Here is a 21,721-nt window from a genome sequence, read left to right as displayed (position 1 = left end):
TACCGTGGAGTGATGAGCACGAACCGGACCGCGCACGGCGCACGAGAGCGAGCACGGCAGGCCATGCGTGCCGAAGTGGCCGCGACCGTCCAGGATCTGATCCTCGAACAGGGCTACGAGGAGACGACGGTCGACGACGTCTGCGCGGCCGCCGAGATCTCCCGCAGCACGTTCTTCCGGTACTTCCGCTCCAAGGAGGAGGCCCTCTTCGGTGCGTCGGCCGACGCCGGGACGTTCCTGCGGGACGCGCTCGCCGCCCGCCCGGCCGACGAGGCGCCGTGGGTCGCCATGCGGCGCGCGCTCAATCCGCTGATCGACCAGTACGAGGGCCACGACGAGCACACCCGCCGCGTCACCCGCCTGATCGTGAACACCCCGGCGCTGGCGGCCCTGCACCGCGAGAAGAACGCCCGCTGGCATGAACTCCTCCGCCCCGAGATCGCCCGCCGCCTGGGAGCCGACCCGGCCGACCCCACCGATCCGCGCGCCGACGCGGTGATCGCCGCGGCCCTGGGCTGCGTCGAGGCCGCGCTGGCCGCGTGGACCGCGGGCGACCGGCCGCGAGCGCTGTCGGAGATCCTGGACCGGGCGATGGGGGTGGCGTTCGTGGCGGAGCGGCCGGAGCGGCCGGAGCGGCCGGAGCGGCCGGAGCGGCCGGAGTAGGGCCGGGTTTCGCGGAGCCGGCCGCGTACGGTCGGGTGGCGCGTCGGCGGGGCCTCAGTCGCGGCCGTGCCACAGGTCCGGGCCGAAGGACTCGTAGTGAATGCGGGCCGCCGGGATGCCCCGGGCCAGCAGCTGGGTCCTGATGGCGCGCATGAAGGGGAGCGGGCCGCAGAGGTAGGCGGTCAGGCCGGGGTCCAGGGGGACGCCCGTCAGGTCGGCGCGGCCCAGGGTGTCGGCGGGGTGGTCGACGGGTCCGGTGCCGTAACGGAAGTGGACGCGCGCCCCCGGGAGTTTGCCCGCGAGCGCGCGGTGGTCGGCGCGCAGGGCGTGGGTGCCCGGCGAGCGGTCCCCGTGCAGAACCGTGACCGGGCCGGTGTGCCGGGCGGCGCCCAGCTCTTCGAGCATCGCCACCATGGGGGTGCAGCCGATGCCCGCCGAGGCGAGCAGCAGGGGCACCGAGGTGTCCTCGACGACGACATCGCCGTACGGCGCGGAGACCTCGATGACGGCGCCCCGTTCCGTACGGTCGTGCAACTGGGCGGAGACCTCGCCGTCCACGCGCTTGACCGTGATGAAGCGGCTCGTGGCGCCGGTGGTCGCGCGGGAGAGGCTGTACTGACGTATCTGCCGTGACCCGTCCGGCAGTTCGACCCGTACGGAGACATACTGGCCGGCCCGGAAGGCGGGCGCCGGGGCGTTGTCCGCCGGATTCAGTACGAAGGTGACGACGTCCGGGGTCTCCCGGATGCGCCCGGTCACCGTCCACGGCCGCCAGGTGTCGCCCATCAGCACGCCGTGCTCCGCGTACAGACGCCGCTCGATGGCGATGAGGCTGTTGGCCATCAGCCAGTACACCTCGCTCCAGGCCCCGGCGACCTCCTCGGTCACCGCGTCGCCGAGCACCTCGGCGATCGCGGCCAGCAGATGGGTGTGGACCAGCCCGTACTGGCCGGGGCTGATGCCCAGGGAGGCGTGTTTGTGCGCGATACGGCCGAGCAGCGCGTCCGGTCGCCGGCCGGGCTGGTTGAGCAGCGCCCCCGCGAAGGCCGCGATCGCCCCGGCCAGAGCCTGCTGCTGGGCGCCGGACGCCTGGTTGGCCCGGTTGAACAGGTCGCGGAGCAGCTCGGGGTGGTCGGCGAACATCCGGGCGTAGAAACGCTCGGAGATCCGCGGCAGGGCGGCTCCCACGGCGGGCAGGGTGGCCCGGACGACGGTGGTGGAGGTGTCGGTCAGCACAGGGAAACCCCTTACGGGTGAAGGCTTTGAAATGCGATTGCAAGATGCATATTTAAAGGTGTGAAGTGCGTGGACTGGTGCTTTCAACCGGAATCTCCAGTTCGTGGCCCCCGGGCTGTCAGCCGCGCCTTCCGCCGCTCAGCCCCTCCGGCCGATCAGCCCGATCAGCACCGGACCCGTGGGTGACTTGGTCAGGCTCTCGACCGTCAGCGGATCCAGGGACGCGTAGAACGCCTCCTGCGCCCTGCGCAGCGCCCCCCTCAGCAGGCAGTCGCCGTTCAGTGGGCAGGGGGTGTCCCCCTCACAGTCGACGACATCGCCGACGCCCTCCAGCTCCCGCACCAGCCCGCCGATCGACGCCCGCCGGCCGGCCGCGGTGATCTCCAGACCGCCGCCCCGGCCCCGCCGGGTCTCGACCAGCCCCAAATGCTGGAGCCGGGCGACGACCTTGGCGAGATGGGAGTACGGAACGGCCATCGTGACGGCGACCTCGCGGGCGGTGGTGCTCTCCTCGGTGACCGCGAGCGCCATGACGACCCGCAGGGCCAGGTCCGTTGACTTGGTGAGGCGCATGCGGTCACGTTAGATAATATGCATCGGGGATGCAAGTTATAGGGGGTGCGAGGGGTTCGCGCCGACAGCACAGGAACCATGGCCGCGTCGCAGCCGTGGAAATCGCCTTTCGCGCTCAGTACGTCATGGGTTAGTGTCCCGGGCGCAGCCAGTGACCCATGAGGAGCGAGAGACATGCCCGGTCGTTCGAGCGCGCGTTGACGTTGTAGGCCGTGACCGGCCCGTCATCGCGTGCTGCCCTTGACAGTGCGGCACAGCGAGCCTTCTCCTGCCCGAACCGTCGGCGCGCCTGCTGGGTGGCCGGGGGCCGGGCCTCGTTGCCGTCACCTCAGGGGACCCCGTGCAGCCCGCTCCCTCCTCCTCCGCCGCTGTATCCGAATCCGGCCGGCCGATTCCGCCGAGCCTGTGGCGGGACGGCGACTTCCGTAAACTCTGGGCGGGCCAGACGGCCTCCCAACTCGGTGAACACGCCTGCCTGGTGGTTCTGCCGCTCTTCGCCGTCCTGACGCTCAACGCCGGTGCCGGCCAGTTGGGCGTCCTGCGCGCGGTGGGGCAGGCGCCGATCCTGTTGCTGTCGCTCTTCGTCGGCGCGTGGGTGGACCGATGGCGGACCCGCACCGTGATGGTGCTGACGGACATCGGCCGGACCATGGCACTGGGCGGCGCCGCCCTGGCCGGTCTCCTCGGGTGGCTCGGGCTGCCCGCGCTGTTCGTGGTCGCCTTCGCCGTCGGGGCCCTGTCCGTCTTCTTCGACGTGGCCTACCAGGCTTCTCTCGTACGGCTGGTGGAACGTGACCAGTTGGTACGGGGCAACAGCGCGCTGGAGGGCAGCCGGTCCGCCGCCCAGATCGGCGGTCCCGCCCTCGGCGGCGCGCTGGTGTCCCTGCTGTCGGCGCCGGTCGCCGCTGCCGCCGGCGCGCTGTTCTTCGCGCTGTCGTTCCTGTCGATCCGCCGCATCCGCCGGACCGAATCCGTCCCCGCCCGCTCCGGACGCCCCCCTCGGGTCTGGCGGCGTATCCACGAGGGCCTCCGCTTTGTCGCCCGCGAGGGCGCGCTACGGGCCGTGTGCCTCGCTTCGGGCGCCTTCCAGTTCTCCTTCGCGGCCATGATGACCGTCTACCTGCTCTTCCTGCCGAGGGAACTGCACCTGTCGGCCAGCACCGTCGGCCTGGCACTCGCGGCGACGGGACCGGGCGCGCTCCTGGGCTCGATGCTGGCCGCCCGGCTGCCGGGCCGCTTCGGCTACGGCACGGTTCTCGTCTCCGCGGCGGCACTCGGCGACGGCGTCTTCCTGTGCGTACCCGCGCTGTCCGGCTCCTCCCCGGCAACGGTTCCCGCGCTCCTCGCGGTCAGCTTCCTGTTCGGAACCGGCGGCCAACTGGTCAACGTCACGGTCATGGCCGTCCGACAGGCCATCACCCCGGACCCACTCCAGGCCCGCGCCGCCGCCACGATCACCTTCGTCGGCATGGGCCTGACCCCACTCGGCTCCCTGCTCGGCGGATTCCTCGCGGAGACCTGGGGACTGCGCACGAGCCTCCTCGTGACGGCCGCGGGCATGCTGCTGTCCCCAGTGGTGATGGCCCTGTCCCCGCTCGGCCGCCTGGGGCGGGCGCTCCCGGGGCCGGGGGAGGTGCCCACCGACGGCTGAGGCTGCTTGTCCCTTGCCGGCGACCACAACGTGGAGATCAGGCGGCACGCCATAACCACCGAGCCCGGGCCCGGCGATCACCCGCAGGTGGTCGCCGGGCCCGGGCCACGGACCGCAGACCGGCGGCTACGCCGCTCCCGCCCGCGCGTCGGCCTCCTGCGCTCGCAGGGCCCTTTCCACGCCTGCGCGGGATTCCGAGATCAGGCGGCGCAGGGCCGCGTTCGGGCCTGCTGTCGCGAGCCAGGTGTCCGTGGCGTCCAGGGTGGCCTGGGATACCTGGAGTGACGGGTAGAGGCCCACCGCGATCTGCTGGGCCATTTCGTGCGAGCGGGATTCCCAGACGTGGGCGACCGCCGCGAAGTACTTCTCCGTGTACGGGGCCAGCAGTTCGCGCTGGTCGGTCTGGACGAAGCCGCCGATCACCGCTTCCTGCTGGGCGTTGGGCAGCTTGTCGTTCTCGACCACGGCCGCCCACGCCTCCGCCTTGGCCTCGGCCAGCGGGCGGGCCGAGCGGGCCGCCGCCGCGTGGCGTTCGCCCGCGGCGGTGCGGTCGCGGGCGTACTCGGCGTTGATCTCGTCCTCGTCGTGGAGTCCCACCGCCGCGAGCCGCTGGACGAACGCCCAGCGCAGCTCGGTGTCGACGGCCAGGCCCTCGATCGTCTCCGTACCGTCCAGCAGGCCCTGGAGCAGGTCCAGCTGCTGCGGGGTACGGGCCGTCGCCGCGAACGCGCGGGCCCAGGCGAGCTGGTGGTCGCCGGCCGGCTCGGCCGACCGCAGATGCGCCAGGGTGGCGTCCGTCCAGCGGGTGAGGCCGGCCTCGCGCCAGTCGGGCGCCGCGTACAGGTCGAGTGCCAGCTTGACCTGGCGGTGCAGCGACTGCACGACGCCGATGTCCGACTCCTTGGCGACGCCCGCGAGCACCAGCTCCAGGTAGTCGCGCGTGGCCAGCTCGCCGTCGCGCGTCATGTCCCACGCCGAGGCCCAGCACAGCGCGCGCGGCAGCGACTCGGCGAAGTCGCCGAGGTGCGCCGTGACGACGCGCAGCGACTCCTCGTCCAGCCGGACCTTCGCGTACGACAGGTCGTCGTCGTTGAGCAGGACGACCGCCGGGCGCGGGGTGTCCGCGGGGAACGGCACCTCCGTGCGCGCGCCGTCCACGTCCAGCTCGATGCGGTGCGTACGGACGAGCTTGCCGTCCGCGTCGAGGTCGTAGCAGCCGACCGCGATCCGGTGCGGGCGCAGGACGGGGGAGCCCTTCGCGCCCGCCGGGAGCGCCGGGGCCTCCTGGAGGACCGCCAGGGACGTGACGTGGCCGGCTTCGTCCAGCACGATCTCCGGACGCAGGATGTTGATGCCGGCCGTCTCCAGCCACGCCGCCGACCATGCCTTGAGGTCACGCCCGGAGGTCTCCTCCAGCGCGCCCAGCAGGTCGGAGAGGCGCGTGTTGCCGAACGCGTGCGCCTTGAAGTACGCCTGTACGCCCTTGAAGAACTCGTCCTGGCCGACATACGCGACCAGCTGCTTCAGTACGGAAGCGCCCTTCGCGTACGTGATGCCGTCGAAGTTGACGAGCACATCGTCCAGGTCGCGGATCTCGGCCATGATCGGATGCGTCGACGGCAGCTGGTCCTGCCGGTACGCCCAGGTCTTCATGGAGTTCGCGAACGTCGTCCAGGAGTGCGGCCAGCGCGACTCCGGGCCGTACGCCAGGCACGCGATCGAGGTGTACGTGGCGAACGACTCGTTCAGCCAGAGGTCGTTCCACCACTCCATGGTGACCAGGTCGCCGAACCACATGTGCGCCAGCTCGTGCAGGATCGTCTCGGCACGTGTCTCGTACGCCGCGTCCGTCACCTTCGAACGGAACACGTACTGGTCGCGGATGGTCACCGCGCCCGCGTTCTCCATCGCGCCCGCGTTGAACTCCGGCACGAACAGCTGGTCGTACTTGGCGAAGGGGTAGTCGTACGCGAACTTCTCCTGGAACCAGTCGAAGCCCTGCCGCGTGACCTCGAAGATCGCGTCCGAGTCGAGGTACTCGGCCAGCGAGGGACGGCAGTAGATGCCGAGCGGCACGGACTGCCCGTCCTTCTCGTACGAGCTGTGCACCGAGTGGTACGGGCCCACGATCAGCGCCGTGATGTACGACGAGATGCGCGGCGTCGGCTCGAAGGTCCAGACGTGGTCCTTGGGCTCCGGCGTCGGTGAGTTCGAGACCACGGTCCAGCCCTCCGGGGCCTTCACGGTGAACTGGAACGTCGCCTTCAGGTCGGGCTGCTCGAACGAGGCGAAGACCCGCCGCGCGTCCGGCACCTCGAACTGCGTGTAGAGATAAGCCTGCTGGTCGACCGGGTCGACGAAGCGGTGCAGCCCCTCGCCGGTGTTGGTGTACGCGCAGTCCGCGGTGACCGTCAGCTCGTTGTCGCCCGCGTACAGCCCGGCCAGCGCGATCCGCGAGTCCGCGAAGACGGCGGCGGTGTCCAGCGGGACGCCGTTGAGCACGGCCTCGCGGACCGTGGGCGCCACCAGATCGATAAAGGTCTCCGCCCCCGCCTCCGCGCTGCTGAAGCGCACGGTGGTCACGGACCGGAAGGTGCCGCCCTCCTGAGCGCCGGAGAGGTCGAGATCGATCTCGTACGAATCCACGGTGAGCAGCTTCGCCCGCTGCTGCGCTTCCTCGCGGGTCAGATTGGTGCCGGGCACGCGGTCATCTCCTCGGTATGTCCTCGGTCTGTGACGTCTGGCTTCATCCTTCCACGCGGGGAAGGAGCGGCGGAGAGGTATTACGCGGGCTCCGGCACCCCCCGGTCCGCCGCGTCGAGCGCGTGCCCGAAGGCCCGTACCCGCGCCGTCTCGCCGTCGCGGTGCCTGACCATGCCGAGCACGGAGTCCGGGACGCCGTCGACCGGGACGAAGACGACGTCCCGGCGGCCGTGGTAGTCGGCCGTCGGACGGCAGAGCAGCATCGCGCCCCGGCCGGCGGCGACCAGCGTCAGGCCCTCCTGGAGGGTGCGGACCGGCGGGCCCGGGGTGAGCGCCGGGGCATGGGCCTCGCGCCAGTAGGCGGGGGCCGGCGGCGCCGCCGGGATCAGCGGGATCTGCGCGATCTCCGCCGCCGTGACGGACGTACGGGAGGCGAAGGGATGGCGCTTCGACACGGCGACCGTCTGGCGCTGCCGGGAGAAGAGCGGGCCCAGCACGAGATCGGGCTCCGCGACCGGCAGCAGCACGATCGCCGTGTCGACCTCCCCGCGCCGCACCGCGCCGAACGGGTCGGCGAACGGGATCTCCACGATCTCCGTCACACACCCCGGATGCGCCTCCTGGAACGCGGCGATCGTCCGCATCAGCCGGGCGTCCGCCGTCCCCTGGAAGCCGATCCGCAGCCGCCCGCCGACCTCGCGGGCATCCGTCCTGGCCTCCTCGACCGTGGCACTCAGCGCGTCGTACGCGGGCCGCAGACCGGCGAGGAAACGTTCCCCGAGCGGGGTCAGCCGCACCCGGCGGCTCGTACGGTCGACCAGCCGGGCGCCGATCCGGGACTCCAGCGAGCGGCAGAGCTGGCTCACCCGGCTCTGCGACACATACAGCCGCTCGCCCGCGCGGCCGAAGTGCAGCTCCTCGGCCAGCACCAGGAAGCACTCCAGTTCTCGGATCTCCAGCCCGGACATGCCACGCACCTCTCGCCCCACCTGCATCGATAAGCCCCGCTCATCGAAGCATGAGTCCTTGGGCGTTGTTCCCGGCCCCTGTCCGGCGAAGGCTGGACCTATGGAACAGATAATCGAACGCCCTCCGGATCGGGGCGCGTTGACGCCCGCCGTGTTCGCCGTCGCCGTCGCCACCTTCACCGTCGTCACCACCGAGATGCTGCCGGTCGGGCTGCTCACCGCGCTCGGTGACGGGCTGCGCCTCAGCGACGGTACGGCCGGGCTCACCGTCACCCTGCCCGGGGTGGTCGCCGCCCTCGCCGCGCCCGTGCTGCCCGTCGCCGTACGCCGGGCGGACCGGCGGACCGTGCTCTGCGCGCTGCTGGCGCTGCTGGCCGCCGCCAATCTGCTCGCCGCGCTCGCGCCGACCTTCGGGGTGCTCCTGGGGGCGCGGGCGCTGGTCGGGGTCTGTATCGGGGGCGTGTGGGCGGTCGCGGCGGGGCTCGGCGCCCGGCTCGTGCACGGCGCGCACGCCGGGCGCGCGACCGCCGTGATCTTCAGCGGGATCGCCGTGGCGTCCGTGCTCGGGGTGCCGGCCGGTACGCTGCTGGGCGCCCTGGCCGGCTGGCGCTGGGCGTTCGCCGTGATGGCGGGGCTCGCCCTAGCGGTCGCCGCGCTGCTCGCGCTCCTGCTGCCGCCGCTGCCCGCGCGCGGTGCCGTGGGCCTCGGCGAGATCGCCGGGCTGCTGCGGATCCCCGCACTCCGCTCCGGGCTGATCGTGGTCGCCCTGCTGGTCACCGGGCACTTCGCCGCGTACACCTACGTACGGCCCGTACTGGAGCGGGTGCCGGCGATCCAGCCCGAGGCCGTCAGCGGGCTGCTGCTCGTGTACGGGGTCGCGGGCGTCGCCGGGAACTTCGTGGGCGGCGCGGTCGCCGCCCGCACCCCGCGCCGGGCGCTGCTGACCGTCTCCGCCGTCCTCGCCGGGGCCGTCCTGCTGAGCGTCCCGGCCGGTGGCTCGCTGCCGGCCTCGGTGGCGCTGCTGATGGTCTGGGGGCTGGCGTACGGCGGGGTCTCGGTCAGCGCCCAGAACTGGCTGATGGCCGCCGTACCCGCGCACCGCGAGGCGGGCTCCGCGCTCTTCGCCGGGGTCTTCAACGCGGCGATCGCCCTGGGCGCGCTGGCCGGGGGCCGGGCCGCCGACCGCTTCGAGGCGGCCGGGGCGCTCTGGCTCGGCGGCACGCTCGCGGCCCTCGCGCTGGGGGCGGGGGCGCTGACCGGGGGCCGGGGCGGCCGGGCCGCGGGGGCGGGCGAGGGGGCCCGTACGGGCTGATGACCGTACGAGCGGATCTTCTTGTACGTACGGCCCCCCGGCCCCCCACCTGCGGCCTCAGCCCTTCAGTTCCGCCGCCACCAGCTCCGCGATCTGCACCGCGTTCAGCGCCGCGCCCTTGCGGAGGTTGTCGTTCGAGACGAAGAGGGCCAGACCGTTCTCCACCGTCTCGTCGTTCCTGATCCGGCCCACGTACGACGCGTCCCGACCCGCGGCCTGGAGCGGGGTCGGGATCTCGGACAGCTCCACGCCCGGCGCGTCCTTCAGCAGCTCGTACGCGCGCGCCACGCTGATCGGGCGGGCGAAGCGGGCGTTGATCTGGAGGGAGTGGCCGGAGAAGACCGGGACCCGGACACAGGTCCCGGAGACCTTCAGCTCCGGGATCTCCAGGATCTTGCGCGACTCGTGGCGGAGCTTCTGCTCCTCGTCGGTCTCGTACGAGCCGTCGTCCACGATGCTCCCCGCGAGCGGGATCACGTTGAAGGCGATGGGCCGCTGGTAGACGGCCGGCTCCGGGAAGTCGACGGCCGCGCCGTCGTGGGTGAGGCGGTCGGCCTCGGCGACGACCTTGAGCGCCTGGCCGTGCAGCTCGGCCACGCCGGAGAGACCCGAGCCGGACACGGCCTGGTACGTGGCGGTGACCAGCGCGGTCAGCTCCGCCTCGGTGTGCAGCGGGCGCAGCACGGGCATGGCGGCCATCGTGGTGCAGTTCGGGTTGGCGATGATGCCCTTGGGGCGGTCCGCGATCGCGTGCGGGTTGACCTCGGACACCACGAGGGGGACCTCGGGGTCGCGCCGCCAGGCGGAGGAGTTGTCGATCACGACGGCGCCCTGGGCGGCGACCTTCTCGGCGAGCGCGCGGGAGGTGGCGCCGCCGGCCGAGAAGAGCACGATGTCCAGCCCGGAGTAGTCGGCCTCGGCCGCGTCCTCGACGGTGATGGACCGGTCCTGCCACTCGATGACCGAGCCCGCGGAGCGGGCGGACGCGAAGAGCCGCAGCTCGGCCAGGGGGAAGCCGCGCTCGGCCAGGATCCTGCGCATGACCGTGCCGACCTGACCGGTGGCTCCGACGATTCCGACCTTCACTGAGGCTCCTTAGCTGGTGGGCGGGGGGTGTGCGTGCGTTTTCTCATCATGCGTCCGGCTCAGGCCCGCTCGCCAATCCATTGTCCGCCTGCCGGGACGGCGAAGGGCGGGTGCCCGTTCGTACGGACACCCGCCCAGCTCAACGCACCACCGGTGTTACGGAGTGATGACGCTGTCGATGACGACGCTCCCGGTGCCCGCGGCGGTACCGCGCGCGTTCAGGAGCTTGACCTCGCCGAAGAACTGCCGGCCCGCCGGGGCCGCGCTGTTCACCGTCACCTCGGCCGAGACCCGCGCCGACGCGCCGTTGGCCAGGGTGACCGGCTGCGCGCTGTCGGCCTTGACCGTGCCGAGCGACGCCGAGTAGTACACGTCCCGGTAGTCGTACGCCGTGGTCCCGGCCGGGACCGAGTAGGCGTCGACGATGATCGTGTACGTACCGGCCGCCGGGTTGAGGAGGCTCACGGTCTCGTTCGAGCTGGCCGACGCGGACTGGCCGACGAGCCTGCCGTCCTTGACCACGAAGAGGTCCAGGTCGGCGTTGGCGTCCGAGGTGTTGCCGATCGCGATGTCGAGCCGCTCGACGCCCGCGCCGATCGTGACGGTGGACACCTGCTCCTCACCGTCCGCGATCGTGGGCCGCGCGACCTTGGCCGAGCCCAGCGAACCGCCGCCGAGCGTGCCCTCGATGGCGCCGGCGGTGTTGGTGACCGTCCAGGACACCGGCGTCGGCTCGCCGATCGTCGCGGCGGGGAGCGTGGTGACCGCCGGGGTGAAGTCCACGCCCAGCAGCGTCACATCCAGCTTGTACGGGTTGTCCAGCAGCGGCGACGTACGCCGCGACTCGACCTCGACCTCCCAGACGCCCGGCTGCGGGTTCACATACGAACGCGCGTCGGGGCGGCAGGTGTTGGCCGGGTTGTAGTGCGGGTAGCAGTTGATCGTGGAGCTGTTCTCCATCTGCACGCCGTACGGGTGCAGGCTGATGAACCGGGTCTGGCTGTTCGCGGCCAGCCCGCTCAGCGCCACCTCCAGCGTCCGCGCCCCTTCCGGCACGGAGATGAAGTACGACGTCGAGCTGTTGCGCTGCGTCGAACTCGTGGCCGAGAAGGCGTAGCTGGGCTTGGCGAGCTTCTCCGCGACGACGACGGTGGTGAGGATCTGCTTGTCGATCCCGACCGTGAGCCGGTCGTCCACCTGGAGGATCGCGCTGTGCACCCCGGCCTTGGCGGCCTTGGCCTGCACCTTGACGGTCACCGGCTTGTTCAGCGGCAGCTTGACCTTGGAGCTGCCGAGCAGCTTGAAGGTGCCGTCGTTGTTCTTCCAGCGCAGCGTGTGGAAGAGCGACGCCTTGGTGCCGGTGGTGCGGGTGATGACGACGTCGTACGTCCGCGCCTGGCCGGCCTTGAGGCCGCCCTCACGGTCGTAGACACCCGTACCGAAGTGCGGGGTCTTCAGCAGACCGGAGAGGAGCGAGCTGACCGGCGCCTTCACCGCGAACTCCTGGGCGGCGACGGCGTTCTTGGCCGAGGCGCGCTCGATGGACTTCCACGCGGCGACGATATTGATCAGACCGGCGCCCTGCTCGTGCGCCTGGACATCCGGGATCTTGGTGGCGGTGCTGGTCAGCGCCGTCCGCAGCTTCGCCGGGTCGAGGCTGATCTTCTTCTGCTTGGCGGCGGAGATCAGCAGCGCGCTCGCGCCCGCGGCCTGCGGGGAGGACATCGAGGTGCCCTGGAGCATGCTGTAGCCGGCCGGGAGCTGGTAGCCCGCCTCGGCGACCGGGCCGCCGGGGGCCCAGGTCTGGGTGGTGTTGATGGCCGCGCCCGGGGCGGTGAGGGTCGGCGTGAAGCCGCCGTCCTCGCGGGGGCCGCGGGAGGAGAAGGGCAGCAGCGCGTACTTCTTGGCGACGACGGAGCCGTAGTTGGCGGCCCAGGTCTCCTTGGAGATCGACGCGCCGACCGAGATGACCTTCTCGGCGACGGCCGGGTCGCTGATGGTGTTGGTGCCGGGACCGTCGTTGCCGGCCGAGATCACCAGCTGGACGCCGTAGGTGTCGATGAGACGGTTGTACAGCTGGGCGCGGGCGCTGTTGCCGTCGTTGAGCGGCGGCAGCCCGCCGATCGACATGTTGATGATGTCCACACCGCGGTTGACGACGAGGTCGATCATGCCCTCGGTCAGCGCGACGCTGGTGCAGCCGCCGGACCAGGTGCACGCGCGCGAGGAGACCAGCTTGGCGCCGGGGGCGGCGCCGTTCATCTTGCCGCCGAAGAGGCTGTTGGCGGCGGTGATCCCGGCGACATGGGTGCCGTGGGCGCTCTCGATGACCCCGATGTTCACGTAGTCGGACTTCGCGCCGGCCGCGTTGTAGACGACGTCCTTGCGGATCTCGACGGTGAACGGGATGCGCTGCGAGACCGGGTTGCCCGGGTCCTCCGTACCGAAGTAACCGATCTGGAAGCCGTCCTTGTAGGGCTTCATCGCGGTGTCGTTCGTGAAGTCGCCGTCGTTGTTCAGATCGACGCGTACGGTCCCGTTGGCCGGGTCGTAGAGCACGCCCCAGCTGTCGGTGGTGGTGCCGTTGCGGTTGAGGTCACCGGCCATGTCGCCGCCCAGGGTGGCGGATTCGGCGAAGGTGAGGAACTTGTACTCGCCGGCCGGGGCCTTCCAGCTGCGGCCCGCCGCCGTGAAGGCGGGGCCGGTCACCGAGGCGTTCATCCGCAGCCAGGTGCCGTCGCCGTCGACGACCGGGTCCGTCGCGGTCACCCAGTCGACGATCTTGCGCTCGCCGGTGGTGGTCTTCTGGAGCGCGGGGTGGGCCACATCGACACCGCTGTCGATGATGCCGATGGTGACACCGCGGCCGTCGGCCTTCGGGTTCTGCTGGACGAAGTCGACCGCGCCCGTCTCGAAGGACGGGTTGTACGGGTTCTTCGCGGGGGTCTTGCTGTCCGGCGCGGCGTACGGCACCGAGGCGGCCGAGCCCTTCGCGCTCTTGGCGCCCTTCGCGCTCTGCGCGGTGGCGTCCGCGTCGGGCCGCGGGTCGTCGAGGACGATCTCCTGCTTCAGCTCGACGCCCTGGACCGAGGACAGCTTCTGGGCCGCCTTGATCGCGGACTCGGCCTTCGCGGTGGGCAGCGTGGCCCGTACGTAACCGAGCTTGTCGTACGTCTTGCCGACCACGGAGCCCTCGACGGCGTCCAGTTGGGCGGCGACCTGCTTGGTCGCGCCCGGGGTGGCGGCGACCATCACGGTGACGCTCTTCTCGCCCTCGGCCTTCGCCTGGGCCAGCAGCTCCGCGTTGGCCGCGCCCAGCTCGTCGGGGCCGGCGGACGTTTTCACGGGCGCGGGCGCGGGGGCGGCCGGGTCGTCGGCGCCCGTCGCGGAGAACGCGGGCGCGGCGCCGGTGGCGATCAGCGCCGCCACCAGCCCGGCGGCTGCCGTGACCCGGGCCACGCGTCTCGGCCCGGATATGCGGCTATCGGATTCGGAGGTCATCAGCATCCTGATCCTGTTCGGTGAAGACAGTCCGGATTTCGGTACCGGCTGATCGTTCAGCTTTTCCTACGAACCAGGGCTTTGTGGAGAGCTGTTGGGAACGGGATACGGTCATGGCGGAGATCCGCCACGGCGAATTTCCCGCCAACGGGAACCAAACAGACCAAATCCGCGGGGCGTTCGGGGCGTGACCGTCCGTCATGGGCGGGATCACGTCAACCCTCGCGACCGGAGAACGCCGAAGAACGCCGGAGACGGGCGGCGGCAGCGGGTGCGGGCAGCGGGTGCCGGCCCGGGCGGGCCGCGATGCCGCGCCCCCGCCCGGCTCGAACGGCGCCTCTGAGGAGTGGCCGAAAAAAGGGGCCAACCTCGCATCGAAGATCAACCCTGCCGGTAACGGCCGCGTCCTTGGGGTCGAACTGTTGTCGCAGGCAAGGGAGTTCGTATGGCAGCCGGCACGATACGCAAGGCAGGTGTGGCGCGCGGCGTACGCGGAACGCACGGAGCCCGTCTCCTCGTCACCGCGGCACTCGCGGCGGCCGCCGTCGCCGGTACGGCGTTCACCGCCCCGGCCGCCATGGCCGCCCCCGCCCCCGCGCCCGGTGGCGCCGCAGCCCGGCACGCCGCCACCCAGAAGGCGCTCGACGCGCTGGTCGAGGCGGGCGTGCCCGGGGTCGCCGCGCAGGCCCGGGACGCCAAGGGCGTCTGGAAGGGCGCCTCCGGGGTCGGGGACCGTACGACCGACGCGCCGCGCCGGGCCGAGGACCGCTACCGGGTCGGCTCCATCACCAAGACCTTCGTCGCGACCGTCCTGCTCCAGCTGGAGGCCGAGGGCAGACTCGACCTCGACGACACCGTCGACACCCATCTCCCCGGTCTGGTCAGGGGCAACGGCAACGACGGCCGGAAGATATCCCTTCGCCAGCTGCTCAACCACACCAGCGGGATCTACAACTACACCTGGGACCCCGGCGTCCTGGCGAAGATCATCGGCCCCGGCTTCCTCCAGCACCGCTACGACACCTGGCAGCCCCGGGAGCTGGTCGCGATCGCCATGACCCACGCGCCCGACTTCGCGCCCGGCACGGGCTGGAACTACTCCAACACCAACTTCGTCCTCGCCGGAATGGTCATCGAGAAGGTCACGGGCCGCCCGTACGGCACCGAGATCGAGCGCCGGATCATCCGCCCCCTCGGCCTCCGCGCCACCTCCGTGCCGGACACCGACCCCACCGTGCCCCGCCCGGCGAGCCGCGCCTACTCCACGCTCGGACTCGGGTCCGAGGAGCCCGTCCACGACGTCACCGAGCTGAACCCCTCCTGGGCGGGCGCGGCCGGCGCGATGATCTCCGACGCCGCCGACCTGAACCGCTTCTACGGCGCGCTGCTCAAGGGCGAGCTGCTCCCGAAGAAGCAGCTCAAGGAGATGACCACCACCGTGTCCGTCTCCGAGGACGGGCCCGACTACGGCTACGGCCTCGGCCTGTACCGGCAGACCCTCTCCTGCGGCACCGAGGTGTGGGGCCACAACGGCTCGATACACGGCTCGTCGAGCGCGGCCGTCACCACCCGCGACGGCCGCCACAGCCTCGCCCTGAACCTCAACAGCGACGGGGTGGGCGACAGTACGGTGGCCATCGAGGCCGAGTTCTGCGGCTGACCGTCCCGCGCACCGTGGTTACGGGCGGCCCTCGATCGCCAGATGGCCGCCCGTACCCCCGTCGGGTCGCCCCTATCTCGGCAGGACCACCACCCGCGCCGCCGGATCCCGGTCGTCCGCCGCCAGCAGCGCCGTACGGACCACCGTCGCCTGCTGCGCCGGCGCGTCGCGCAGCTTCTTCGGCGTCAGATGGACGACGGTGATGCCGAGCCGTTCCAGGTGCTCCCGCTTGCGCACGGCCGCCGACCACTGTTCGTCGTCGTCGCTGTTCCACCGGCCGTCCTGGCGGGGCGCCCGGGTGTCCAGCTCGACCGCGACCGACCGCTCGGGCCAGTACGCGTCCACCGCGCCCAGCGGCGGGCCGTCCGGCAGCCGCAGATCGACGTTCCAGACCGGCTCCGGCAGACCGTACGTCCGCACCAGCTCGTACAGCCGGCCCTCCGCCAGGGTGCGGCCCTCGGCGAGCAGCGCGTCCACCGCGTCCACCACGTACCTCCGCGCCAGCAGCCCCGACTGGTTCAACTCCCTTACCACCACCGCCGGTTCGCAGTGGCCGTCCCGGACCGCCTCGGTCAGCACCGCGACCACCGAGTCCGCGTCGCAGAGATGGGCGACCGCGTCCGCCACCGCGCGGGCGACCGGCGCCACCGGCAGCCCGCCGATCCGCTCCGGCCGGGGCAGGACATGTGCGCGGATCAGCCGGGCGTAGCCCGTGGAGCGCAGCCGCCGAGTGCGCGGTACGAGCACATCGACCCGGCCGGGGGAGTCGGGCGGCGGAGCCGACGCCGAGAAGCCGTGCAGCGCCAGCGCCGCCAGCCCGGTGACCATCGCCGAACCGTACGGATCCGACGCGCTGCCGGCGGCGCCGGGGCCCGGCTGCGCCGGGAGGTCCCGTACGGTGCTCGCCGCGCCCGGCCGGCCCGCGTACAGCAGCGCCCCGCGCAGCCGTTCGTCGGCGGTCGGCGGCTCCGTGTGCAGCAGATAGACCCCCGGCAGCAGTTGCTGCCAGGGGCCGCCGGGCCGGCACTGCGCGGCGGCCCGGCCGCCGGGGACACCGAGGGCGCGCAGCTGCGCGAGGGAGAGCACCCGGCCGCGCGGGTCGTCGGCGAGCCGGACGACGGGGAGCGGGAGACCGGCGGGGCGGAGGGAGAGCGGGGAGTTGTTCTTCATGCCCCGGGATCTGCCCCGCCCGCACCGCTCCTCAACCCCTGTAACCGATTCATCGACAAAAGCGGACAAGCTCGTACTAAAGTAAGGGCGTTCGACTGCCGATCAGACAGCCCGTCTTTCTGCCCGGTGACACCGCCCGTGATGCCGCCGACGACGCCGTCGCGTCACGCGCTCGCCGCGTCGCACTCCTGTCCCCGGAGCGTCCGCGCCAGATCGTCCGTCGCCTCCAGCACCAGCCTGCGCAGCGCCGGCGCGGCGTCCCGGTGGCTGTCGAGCCAGCCCTGCGCGGCCTCCAGCGTCGGCCGGCTGTCCTGGTACGCCGGGAAGAGCCCCCGGACGACATCGATACCGATCTGGATCGAACGCTCCGACCAGACCCGCTCGATCGCCTCGAAGTACGTCGTGACGTACGGCGCGGTCAGCTCCCGCCGGCCCGGCTGGGCGAAGCCCGCGATGGCCGCGCCCACCAGCGCGTTCGACAGCGCGTCCGACTCGACGACCTGGGCCCAGACCTGCGCCTTGACCGCCGCCGAGGGCCGGGAGGCCAGAGCGCGCACCTCGTGGCGCTTGCCCGACGCCGTGTCGTCCCGGGCCAGTTCGGCCGCGATGTCCGTCTCACCGGCGAGCCCGGCGGCGACCAGCGGCCCCAGCAGGGCCCAGCGCAGCTCCTGGTCGACGGTGAGCCCGTCGATCTTCGCCGTGCCGTCCAGCAGCCCGCGCAGCAGCTGGAAGTCCGCCGCCGACACGGCCACCGCGGCCGTGAAACGGGCCCAGGTCAGCTGGTGCTGGCTGCCCGGCTCCGCGTTCCGCAGCTCGTGCAGGGCGCCCTCGGCCAGCAGCCGGCCGCCCTCCTCGCGCCAGGACGGCGCCGCGTAGTGGTCCAGCGCCGAACGCGCCCAGGCGTGCAGCATCTGGAGCACGCCGATGTCCGTCTCGCGGCCCGCGTGGGTGAGCACCAGGGAGAGGAAGTCCCGGGCCGGCATCAGCGCGTCCCGCGTCAGATTCCACAGCGCCGACCAGCACAGGGCGCGCGCCAACGGGTCACCGATGTCACCGAGATGACTCCGCAGCGTGTCCAGCGACGCCTGGTCGAAGCGGATCTTGCAGTACGTCAGGTCGTCGTCGTTGACCAGCACCAGGTCGGGCCGCTCGGCCCCGGCCAGCTCCTTCACGACCGTACGCGGGCCGTCGATGTCCGTCTCGGCGCGGGCGAAGCGCACCAGCTCCCCGTCGGGCAGCCGCCGGTACAGCCCGACCGCCACCCGGTGCGGCCGCAGCTCCGGATGGGACGCGGCGGCCTCCTGGAGGACGGCCAGCTCGGTGATCCTGCCCTCCGCGTCGTACACGACCTGCGGGGTCAGCGAGTTGAGCCCGGCCGTCTGGAGCCAGGACCGCGACCAGGCCGTCAGATCCCGCCCGGAGGTCTCCTCCAGCGCGGAGAGCAGATCGCCCAGCCGGGTGTTCCCGTACGCGTGCCGCTTGAAGTAGCGCCGGGCGCCCGCCAGGAACGCGTCCCGGCCGACATACGCCACCAGCTGCTTCAGTACGGAGGCGCCCTTCGCGTAGGTGATCCCGTCGAAGTTGAGCTTCGCGTCCTCCAGATCACGGATGTCGGCCGTGACGGGATGGGTGGACGGCAGCTGGTCCGCGCGGTACGCCCACGACTTGCGGTTGTTGGCGAAGGTGACCCAGGAGTCGGTGAAGCGGGTGGCCTCCACGAGCGCGAAGACACCCATGAAGTCCGCGAAGGACTCCTTCAGCCACAGGTCGTCCCACCACTCCATGGTGACCAGGTCGCCGAACCACATGTGCGCCATCTCGTGCAGCAGCGTGTTCGCCCGGCGCTCGTACGCGGCCTCCGTGACCTGACCCCGGAAGATGTACTCCTCGCGGAAGGTCACCAGCCCCGGGTTCTCCATCGCGCCGAGGTTGTACTCGGGGACGAACGCCTGGTCGTACTTCCCGAAGGGGTACGGATAGTCGAAGTGGTCGTGGAAGAAGTCCAGCCCCTGCTTGGTGACCAGGAAGATGTCGTCCGCGTCGAAGTGCCGGGCCAGTCCCTTGCGGCACATCGCGCCCAGCGGGATCTCCAGCACCGTGCCGTCGTCGAAGGTGCGGCGGTAGGAGTCGGTCGCGCAGTGGTACGGACCGGCGAGGACGGCCGTGATGTACGTCGAGATCGGCTTCGTCTCCGCGAACCGCCAGGTGCCGTCGGAGAGCGTCCCCGCGCCGTTGCTCCACACCGTCCAGCCCTCGGGCGCCGTCACCTCGAAGCGGTACGGCGCCTTGAGGTCCGGCTGCTCGAAGTTGGCGAACACCCGGCGGGCGTCGGCCGGCTCGTACTGCGTGTAGAGATAGACCTCGCCGTCCTCCGGGTCGACGAAGCGGTGCATGCCCTCGCCCGTCCGGCTGTACGCGCACTCCGCGTCCACCACCAGCACGTTCTCCGCGCGGAGGTCCTCCAGGGCGATCCGCGAGCCGTCGAACGCGGTGGCCGGGTCGAGATCCGTCCCGTTCAGCGTCAGGGCGGTCACGGCCGGGGCGATCAGATCGGCGAAGGTGGCCGCGCCCGGGTCCGAGCAGCGGAACCGGATCGTCGTCACCGAACGGAACGTCCGGGGCCCGGGGCCGTCCGGCGCGTCACCGACCGCCGACCGCAGGTCGAGAAAGATCTCGTACCCGTCGACGGACAGCAGACGGGCCCGCTCACGGGCCTCGTCACGGGACAGGTTCTCACCGGGCACGGTCACTCCTTCTCGGCTCGCGTTCGACGCTCGTTCAGCAGCCGGGAACGATCCTCGCACGTGCCACTGACACCAGGGGGGCGGGAATGCCCGTGGTGCGGCGCGGTGTTTGGGCCAGTGGTGCGTTCGCAAGCCCTGACCCTGCCCCCGACCGGGGCAGCCCGATGAGGAGAGACATGTCCGACAAGACCCCTGTGGACTTCTGGTTCGACCCGCTCTGCCCCTGGGCGTGGATGACCTCGCGCTGGGTGCTCGAAGTGGAGAAGGTCCGTGACATCGAGGTCCGCTGGCACGTGATGAGCCTCGCCGTCCTCAACGAGGACAAGGACATCCCCGAGGCTTACCGCGAGGCGCTCTCCAAGGCGTGGGGCCCGGTCCGGGTGGTCATCGCCGCGCAGCAGAAGCACGGCGACGAGGTCGTCGGCAAGCTGTACACCGCGCTCGGCACCCGCTTCCACAACCAGGGCGAGGGCGTCACCCGCGAGGGCATCGCCGCCGCGCTGGACGAGGTCGGGCTGCCCGCCGAGCTGATCGACTACGCCGACTCCGACGCGTACGACACCGAGCTGCGCGCCTCGCACCAGGAGGGCATCGACAAGGTCGGCCAGGAGGTCGGCACCCCGGTCATCGCCGTCCCCGGCGCCAACGGCGAGCAGGTCGCCTTCTTCGGCCCGGTGGTCACCCCGGCGCCCAAGGGCGAGGACGCCGCGAAGCTCTGGGACGGCACCCTGCTGGTCGCGTCGATCCCCGGCTTCTACGAGATCAAGCGGACCCGTACGCAGGGCCCGATCTTCGACTGACGGTCGTCCCGTACGGACGGAAGGGCCCCCGCGAGTCACGTCCTCGCGGGGGCCCTTCGTCATGCCGTCCGCCGGTGAAGGTTGAGAAGACGATCACGGGGCAGGACGTCCGGGGGGCCGCCGGTCAGGGGGCCAGCAGCAGGCTGTGGGCGCGTTCCCTGGCGGACGCGTAGCGCTTGGCCACGTCCTGCCAGTTCACGACCTGCCACATCGCCTCGATGAAGTCGACCTTCTGGTTCTTGTACTGGAGGTAGAACGCGTGCTCCCAGGCGTCGAAGACCAGGATCGGGACCGACCCCTGGCCGACATTGCCCTGGTGGTCGTAGATCTGTTCGACGATCAGCCGGGCGCTCACCGGCTCGTACGCGAGCACGCCCCAGCCGGAGCCCTGGGTGGTCGCGGCGGCCTTCGTGAGCTGCGCCCGGAAGCCGGCGAAGGAGCCGAAGGAGGCGGCGATGGCGTCCGCCAGCTCTCCGACGCCGTCCTCGGCGAGCGGCTCGCCGCCGCCGTCGCCGGTCATGTTGTGCCAGTAGATCGAGTGCAGGATATGGCCGGAGAGATGGAACGCCAGGTTCTTCTCCAGCCCGTTGACCGCGCCCCACGCGTCCTTGTCGCGCGCCTCCGCCAGCTGTTCCAGGGCGTCGTTGGCGCCTTTGACATAGGCGGCGTGGTGTTTGTCGTGGTGCAGCTCGATGATCTGCGGATTGATGACCGGTTCCAGCGCCGCGTAGTCGTAGGGGAGTTCGGGGAGCGTGTAGGGGTGTTCGGGAAGCGTGGCCATGTGTCCGTACCCTCCGGCCTCTTATTGCACATCCTATGCAACTGCACACTAGCAGCGATAGATCCGCCGTGTGCTTGTGACACCTCCGACAAGGTCCTGACCTCCGCTTTGTCGGCGTCTGACGGTGATCGCCCACGACTGTCTGAACTAACGTCGAACCGTCCCCGCACCCCCTCGTACGCCCCCGTACACCCCGACGATCGCCGGAGTCCCCATGAGCACTGCTGCCGCCGCCCCCCGTACCGGAGCGGTTCTCGCCGACCTCCTCCCCGGCACCCGTACCCGCGACATCGCCCTGGTCGTGGGCGGCGCCGCGCTGACCGGACTGGCGGCGCAGATCGCCCTGCCGGTGCCCGGCTCCCCGGTCCCGGTGACCGGCCAGACCTTCGCCGCGCTGCTCGTCGGCGCCGGCCTGGGCGCCCGTCGCGGCTTCCTCTCCCTGGCGCTGTACGCGCTGGTCGGCATGGCGGGCGTGCCGTGGTTCGCCGGCGGGTCCTCCGGCGCGGGCGGCGCCACCTTCGGCTATGTCCTCGGCATGCTGCTCGCCGCCACCGTCGTGGGCGCGCTGGCCCGGCTCGGCGGCGACCGCTCCGTGCTGCGTACGGCCGGGACGATGGTCGTCGGTTCCGCGGTCATCTACGCCGTCGGCGTGCCCTACCTGGCGCTGTCCACCGGCATGTCCCTGAGCGCCGCCGCCGCGGCCGGCCTCGTACCGTTCCTGCTCGGCGACGCCCTCAAGGCCGCCCTCGCGATGGGCGCGCTGCCCACCGCCTGGAAGCTCCTGGGCCGCCGGGGCTGAGTGCGCGTATACGTATACGTATACGGAGAGGCGCTCCCGGCCACCCCACTGGGCGGCCGGGAGCGCCTCTCCGT

15 protein-coding genes are annotated in these 21,721 nt (G+C 71.6%); 6 read left to right on the top strand and 9 right to left on the bottom strand.

The features are described from left to right. Positions 1–12: 12 nt before the first annotated feature. Entirely contained in the window at positions 13–663 is a 651-nt protein-coding gene (locus DVK44_RS09320) for an acyl-CoA-like ligand-binding transcription factor (protein ID WP_228447057.1), read from the top strand. Between the two features lie 54 nt (positions 664–717). Here DVK44_RS09320 and DVK44_RS09315 read toward each other — a convergent pair whose 3' ends face one another. After that, entirely contained in the window at positions 718–1,899 is a 1,182-nt protein-coding gene (locus tag DVK44_RS09315) for a globin domain-containing protein (RefSeq protein WP_114659231.1), read from the bottom strand. A 138-nt stretch (positions 1,900–2,037) separates the two neighbouring features. Further along, complete coding sequence (locus tag DVK44_RS09310) at positions 2,038–2,472, bottom strand: RrF2 family transcriptional regulator (RefSeq protein WP_114659230.1); 435 nt, start codon at positions 2,470–2,472, stop codon at positions 2,038–2,040. Between the two features lie 340 nt (positions 2,473–2,812). Between DVK44_RS09310 and DVK44_RS09305 the strand changes: the two genes are divergently transcribed. Continuing rightward, complete coding sequence (locus DVK44_RS09305; RefSeq protein WP_408055301.1) at positions 2,813–4,123, top strand: MFS transporter; 1,311 nt, start codon at positions 2,813–2,815, stop codon at positions 4,121–4,123. 126 nt (positions 4,124–4,249) lie between these two features. Here the strand turns inward: DVK44_RS09305 and pepN (DVK44_RS09300) are convergent, their stop codons facing one another. Both pepN (DVK44_RS09300) and DVK44_RS09295 read right to left on the bottom strand, forming a co-directional pair. Beyond that, complete coding sequence (gene pepN, locus DVK44_RS09300; RefSeq protein ID WP_114659229.1) at positions 4,250–6,826, bottom strand: aminopeptidase N; 2,577 nt, start codon at positions 6,824–6,826, stop codon at positions 4,250–4,252. An 80-nt stretch (positions 6,827–6,906) separates the two neighbouring features. After that, complete coding sequence (locus tag DVK44_RS09295) at positions 6,907–7,794, bottom strand: LysR family transcriptional regulator (RefSeq protein ID WP_114659228.1); 888 nt, start codon at positions 7,792–7,794, stop codon at positions 6,907–6,909. A 100-nt stretch (positions 7,795–7,894) separates the two neighbouring features. On the opposite strand from DVK44_RS09295, the gene DVK44_RS09290 reads away from it, so the two are divergent. Then, on the top strand, positions 7,895–9,106 hold the full coding sequence (locus DVK44_RS09290) for an MFS transporter (protein ID WP_114659227.1): 1,212 nt from the start codon (positions 7,895–7,897) through the stop codon (positions 9,104–9,106). A 57-nt stretch (positions 9,107–9,163) separates the two neighbouring features. Here DVK44_RS09290 and DVK44_RS09285 read toward each other — a convergent pair whose 3' ends face one another. Beyond that, a complete protein-coding gene (locus DVK44_RS09285) occupies positions 9,164–10,192 on the bottom strand; it encodes an aspartate-semialdehyde dehydrogenase (RefSeq protein ID WP_114659226.1) in 1,029 nt (342 codons plus the stop codon). 156 nt (positions 10,193–10,348) lie between these two features. Further along, positions 10,349–13,693 (bottom strand): S8 family serine peptidase, encoded by a 3,345-nt coding sequence (locus tag DVK44_RS09280; protein ID WP_114665013.1) that lies wholly within the window; start codon positions 13,691–13,693, stop codon positions 10,349–10,351. 445 nt (positions 13,694–14,138) lie between these two features. On the opposite strand from DVK44_RS09280, the gene DVK44_RS09275 reads away from it, so the two are divergent. Beyond that, positions 14,139–15,353, top strand: a complete 1,215-nt coding sequence (locus DVK44_RS09275; protein ID WP_114659225.1) for a serine hydrolase domain-containing protein — start codon at positions 14,139–14,141, stop codon at positions 15,351–15,353. A 72-nt stretch (positions 15,354–15,425) separates the two neighbouring features. Here the strand turns inward: DVK44_RS09275 and DVK44_RS09270 are convergent, their stop codons facing one another. Together DVK44_RS09270 and pepN (DVK44_RS09265) are read right to left on the bottom strand one after the other, a co-directional pair. Continuing rightward, positions 15,426–16,523 carry a hypothetical protein gene (locus tag DVK44_RS09270; protein WP_114659224.1) on the bottom strand — a complete coding sequence of 366 codons (1,098 nt, stop codon included), beginning with the start codon at positions 16,521–16,523 and terminating at the stop codon, positions 15,426–15,428. Positions 16,524–16,687: 164 nt separating this feature from the next. Continuing rightward, complete coding sequence (gene pepN / locus DVK44_RS09265; protein ID WP_114659223.1) at positions 16,688–19,267, bottom strand: aminopeptidase N; 2,580 nt, start codon at positions 19,265–19,267, stop codon at positions 16,688–16,690. A gap of 176 nt (positions 19,268–19,443) precedes the next feature. Here pepN (DVK44_RS09265) and DVK44_RS09260 point away from each other — a divergent pair, with 176 nt between their 5' ends. Continuing rightward, entirely contained in the window at positions 19,444–20,067 is a 624-nt protein-coding gene (locus DVK44_RS09260; RefSeq protein WP_269439583.1) for a mycothiol-dependent nitroreductase Rv2466c family protein, read from the top strand. Between the two features lie 124 nt (positions 20,068–20,191). Here the strand turns inward: DVK44_RS09260 and DVK44_RS09255 are convergent, their stop codons facing one another. Further along, the gene (locus tag DVK44_RS09255; protein ID WP_114659221.1) at positions 20,192–20,848 is read right to left on the bottom strand and encodes a superoxide dismutase; all 657 of its coding nucleotides are present in this window, start codon (positions 20,846–20,848) and stop codon (positions 20,192–20,194) included. Positions 20,849–21,062: 214 nt separating this feature from the next. Between DVK44_RS09255 and DVK44_RS09250 the strand changes: the two genes are divergently transcribed. After that, positions 21,063–21,647 carry a biotin transporter BioY gene (locus DVK44_RS09250; RefSeq protein ID WP_114659220.1) on the top strand — a complete coding sequence of 195 codons (585 nt, stop codon included), beginning with the start codon at positions 21,063–21,065 and terminating at the stop codon, positions 21,645–21,647. The last annotated feature ends 74 nt before the right edge of the window (positions 21,648–21,721 follow it).

This window comes from Streptomyces paludis, from assembly GCF_003344965.1.
Lineage (GTDB): Bacteria > Actinomycetota > Actinomycetes > Streptomycetales > Streptomycetaceae > Streptomyces > Streptomyces paludis.
This window is presented reverse-complemented; position numbering and strand designations above follow the sequence as displayed.

Coding starts and splice junctions, on each gene's coding strand:
- DVK44_RS09320 (WP_228447057.1), top strand. CDS start 13: ATGAGCACGAACCGGACCGCGCACGGCGCACGAGAGCGAGCACGGCAG.
- DVK44_RS09310 (WP_114659230.1), bottom strand. CDS start 2,472: ATGCGCCTCACCAAGTCAACGGACCTGGCCCTGCGGGTCGTCATGGCG.
- DVK44_RS09295 (WP_114659228.1), bottom strand. CDS start 7,794: ATGTCCGGGCTGGAGATCCGAGAACTGGAGTGCTTCCTGGTGCTGGCC.
- DVK44_RS09290 (WP_114659227.1), top strand. CDS start 7,895: ATGGAACAGATAATCGAACGCCCTCCGGATCGGGGCGCGTTGACGCCC.
- DVK44_RS09280 (WP_114665013.1), bottom strand. CDS start 13,693: ATGACCTCCGAATCCGATAGCCGCATATCCGGGCCGAGACGCGTGGCC.
- DVK44_RS09275 (WP_114659225.1), top strand. CDS start 14,139: ATGGCAGCCGGCACGATACGCAAGGCAGGTGTGGCGCGCGGCGTACGC.
- DVK44_RS09270 (WP_114659224.1), bottom strand. CDS start 16,523: ATGAAGAACAACTCCCCGCTCTCCCTCCGCCCCGCCGGTCTCCCGCTC.
- DVK44_RS09260 (WP_269439583.1), top strand. CDS start 19,444: ATGTCCGACAAGACCCCTGTGGACTTCTGGTTCGACCCGCTCTGCCCC.
- DVK44_RS09255 (WP_114659221.1), bottom strand. CDS start 20,848: ATGGCCACGCTTCCCGAACACCCCTACACGCTCCCCGAACTCCCCTAC.
- DVK44_RS09250 (WP_114659220.1), top strand. CDS start 21,063: ATGAGCACTGCTGCCGCCGCCCCCCGTACCGGAGCGGTTCTCGCCGAC.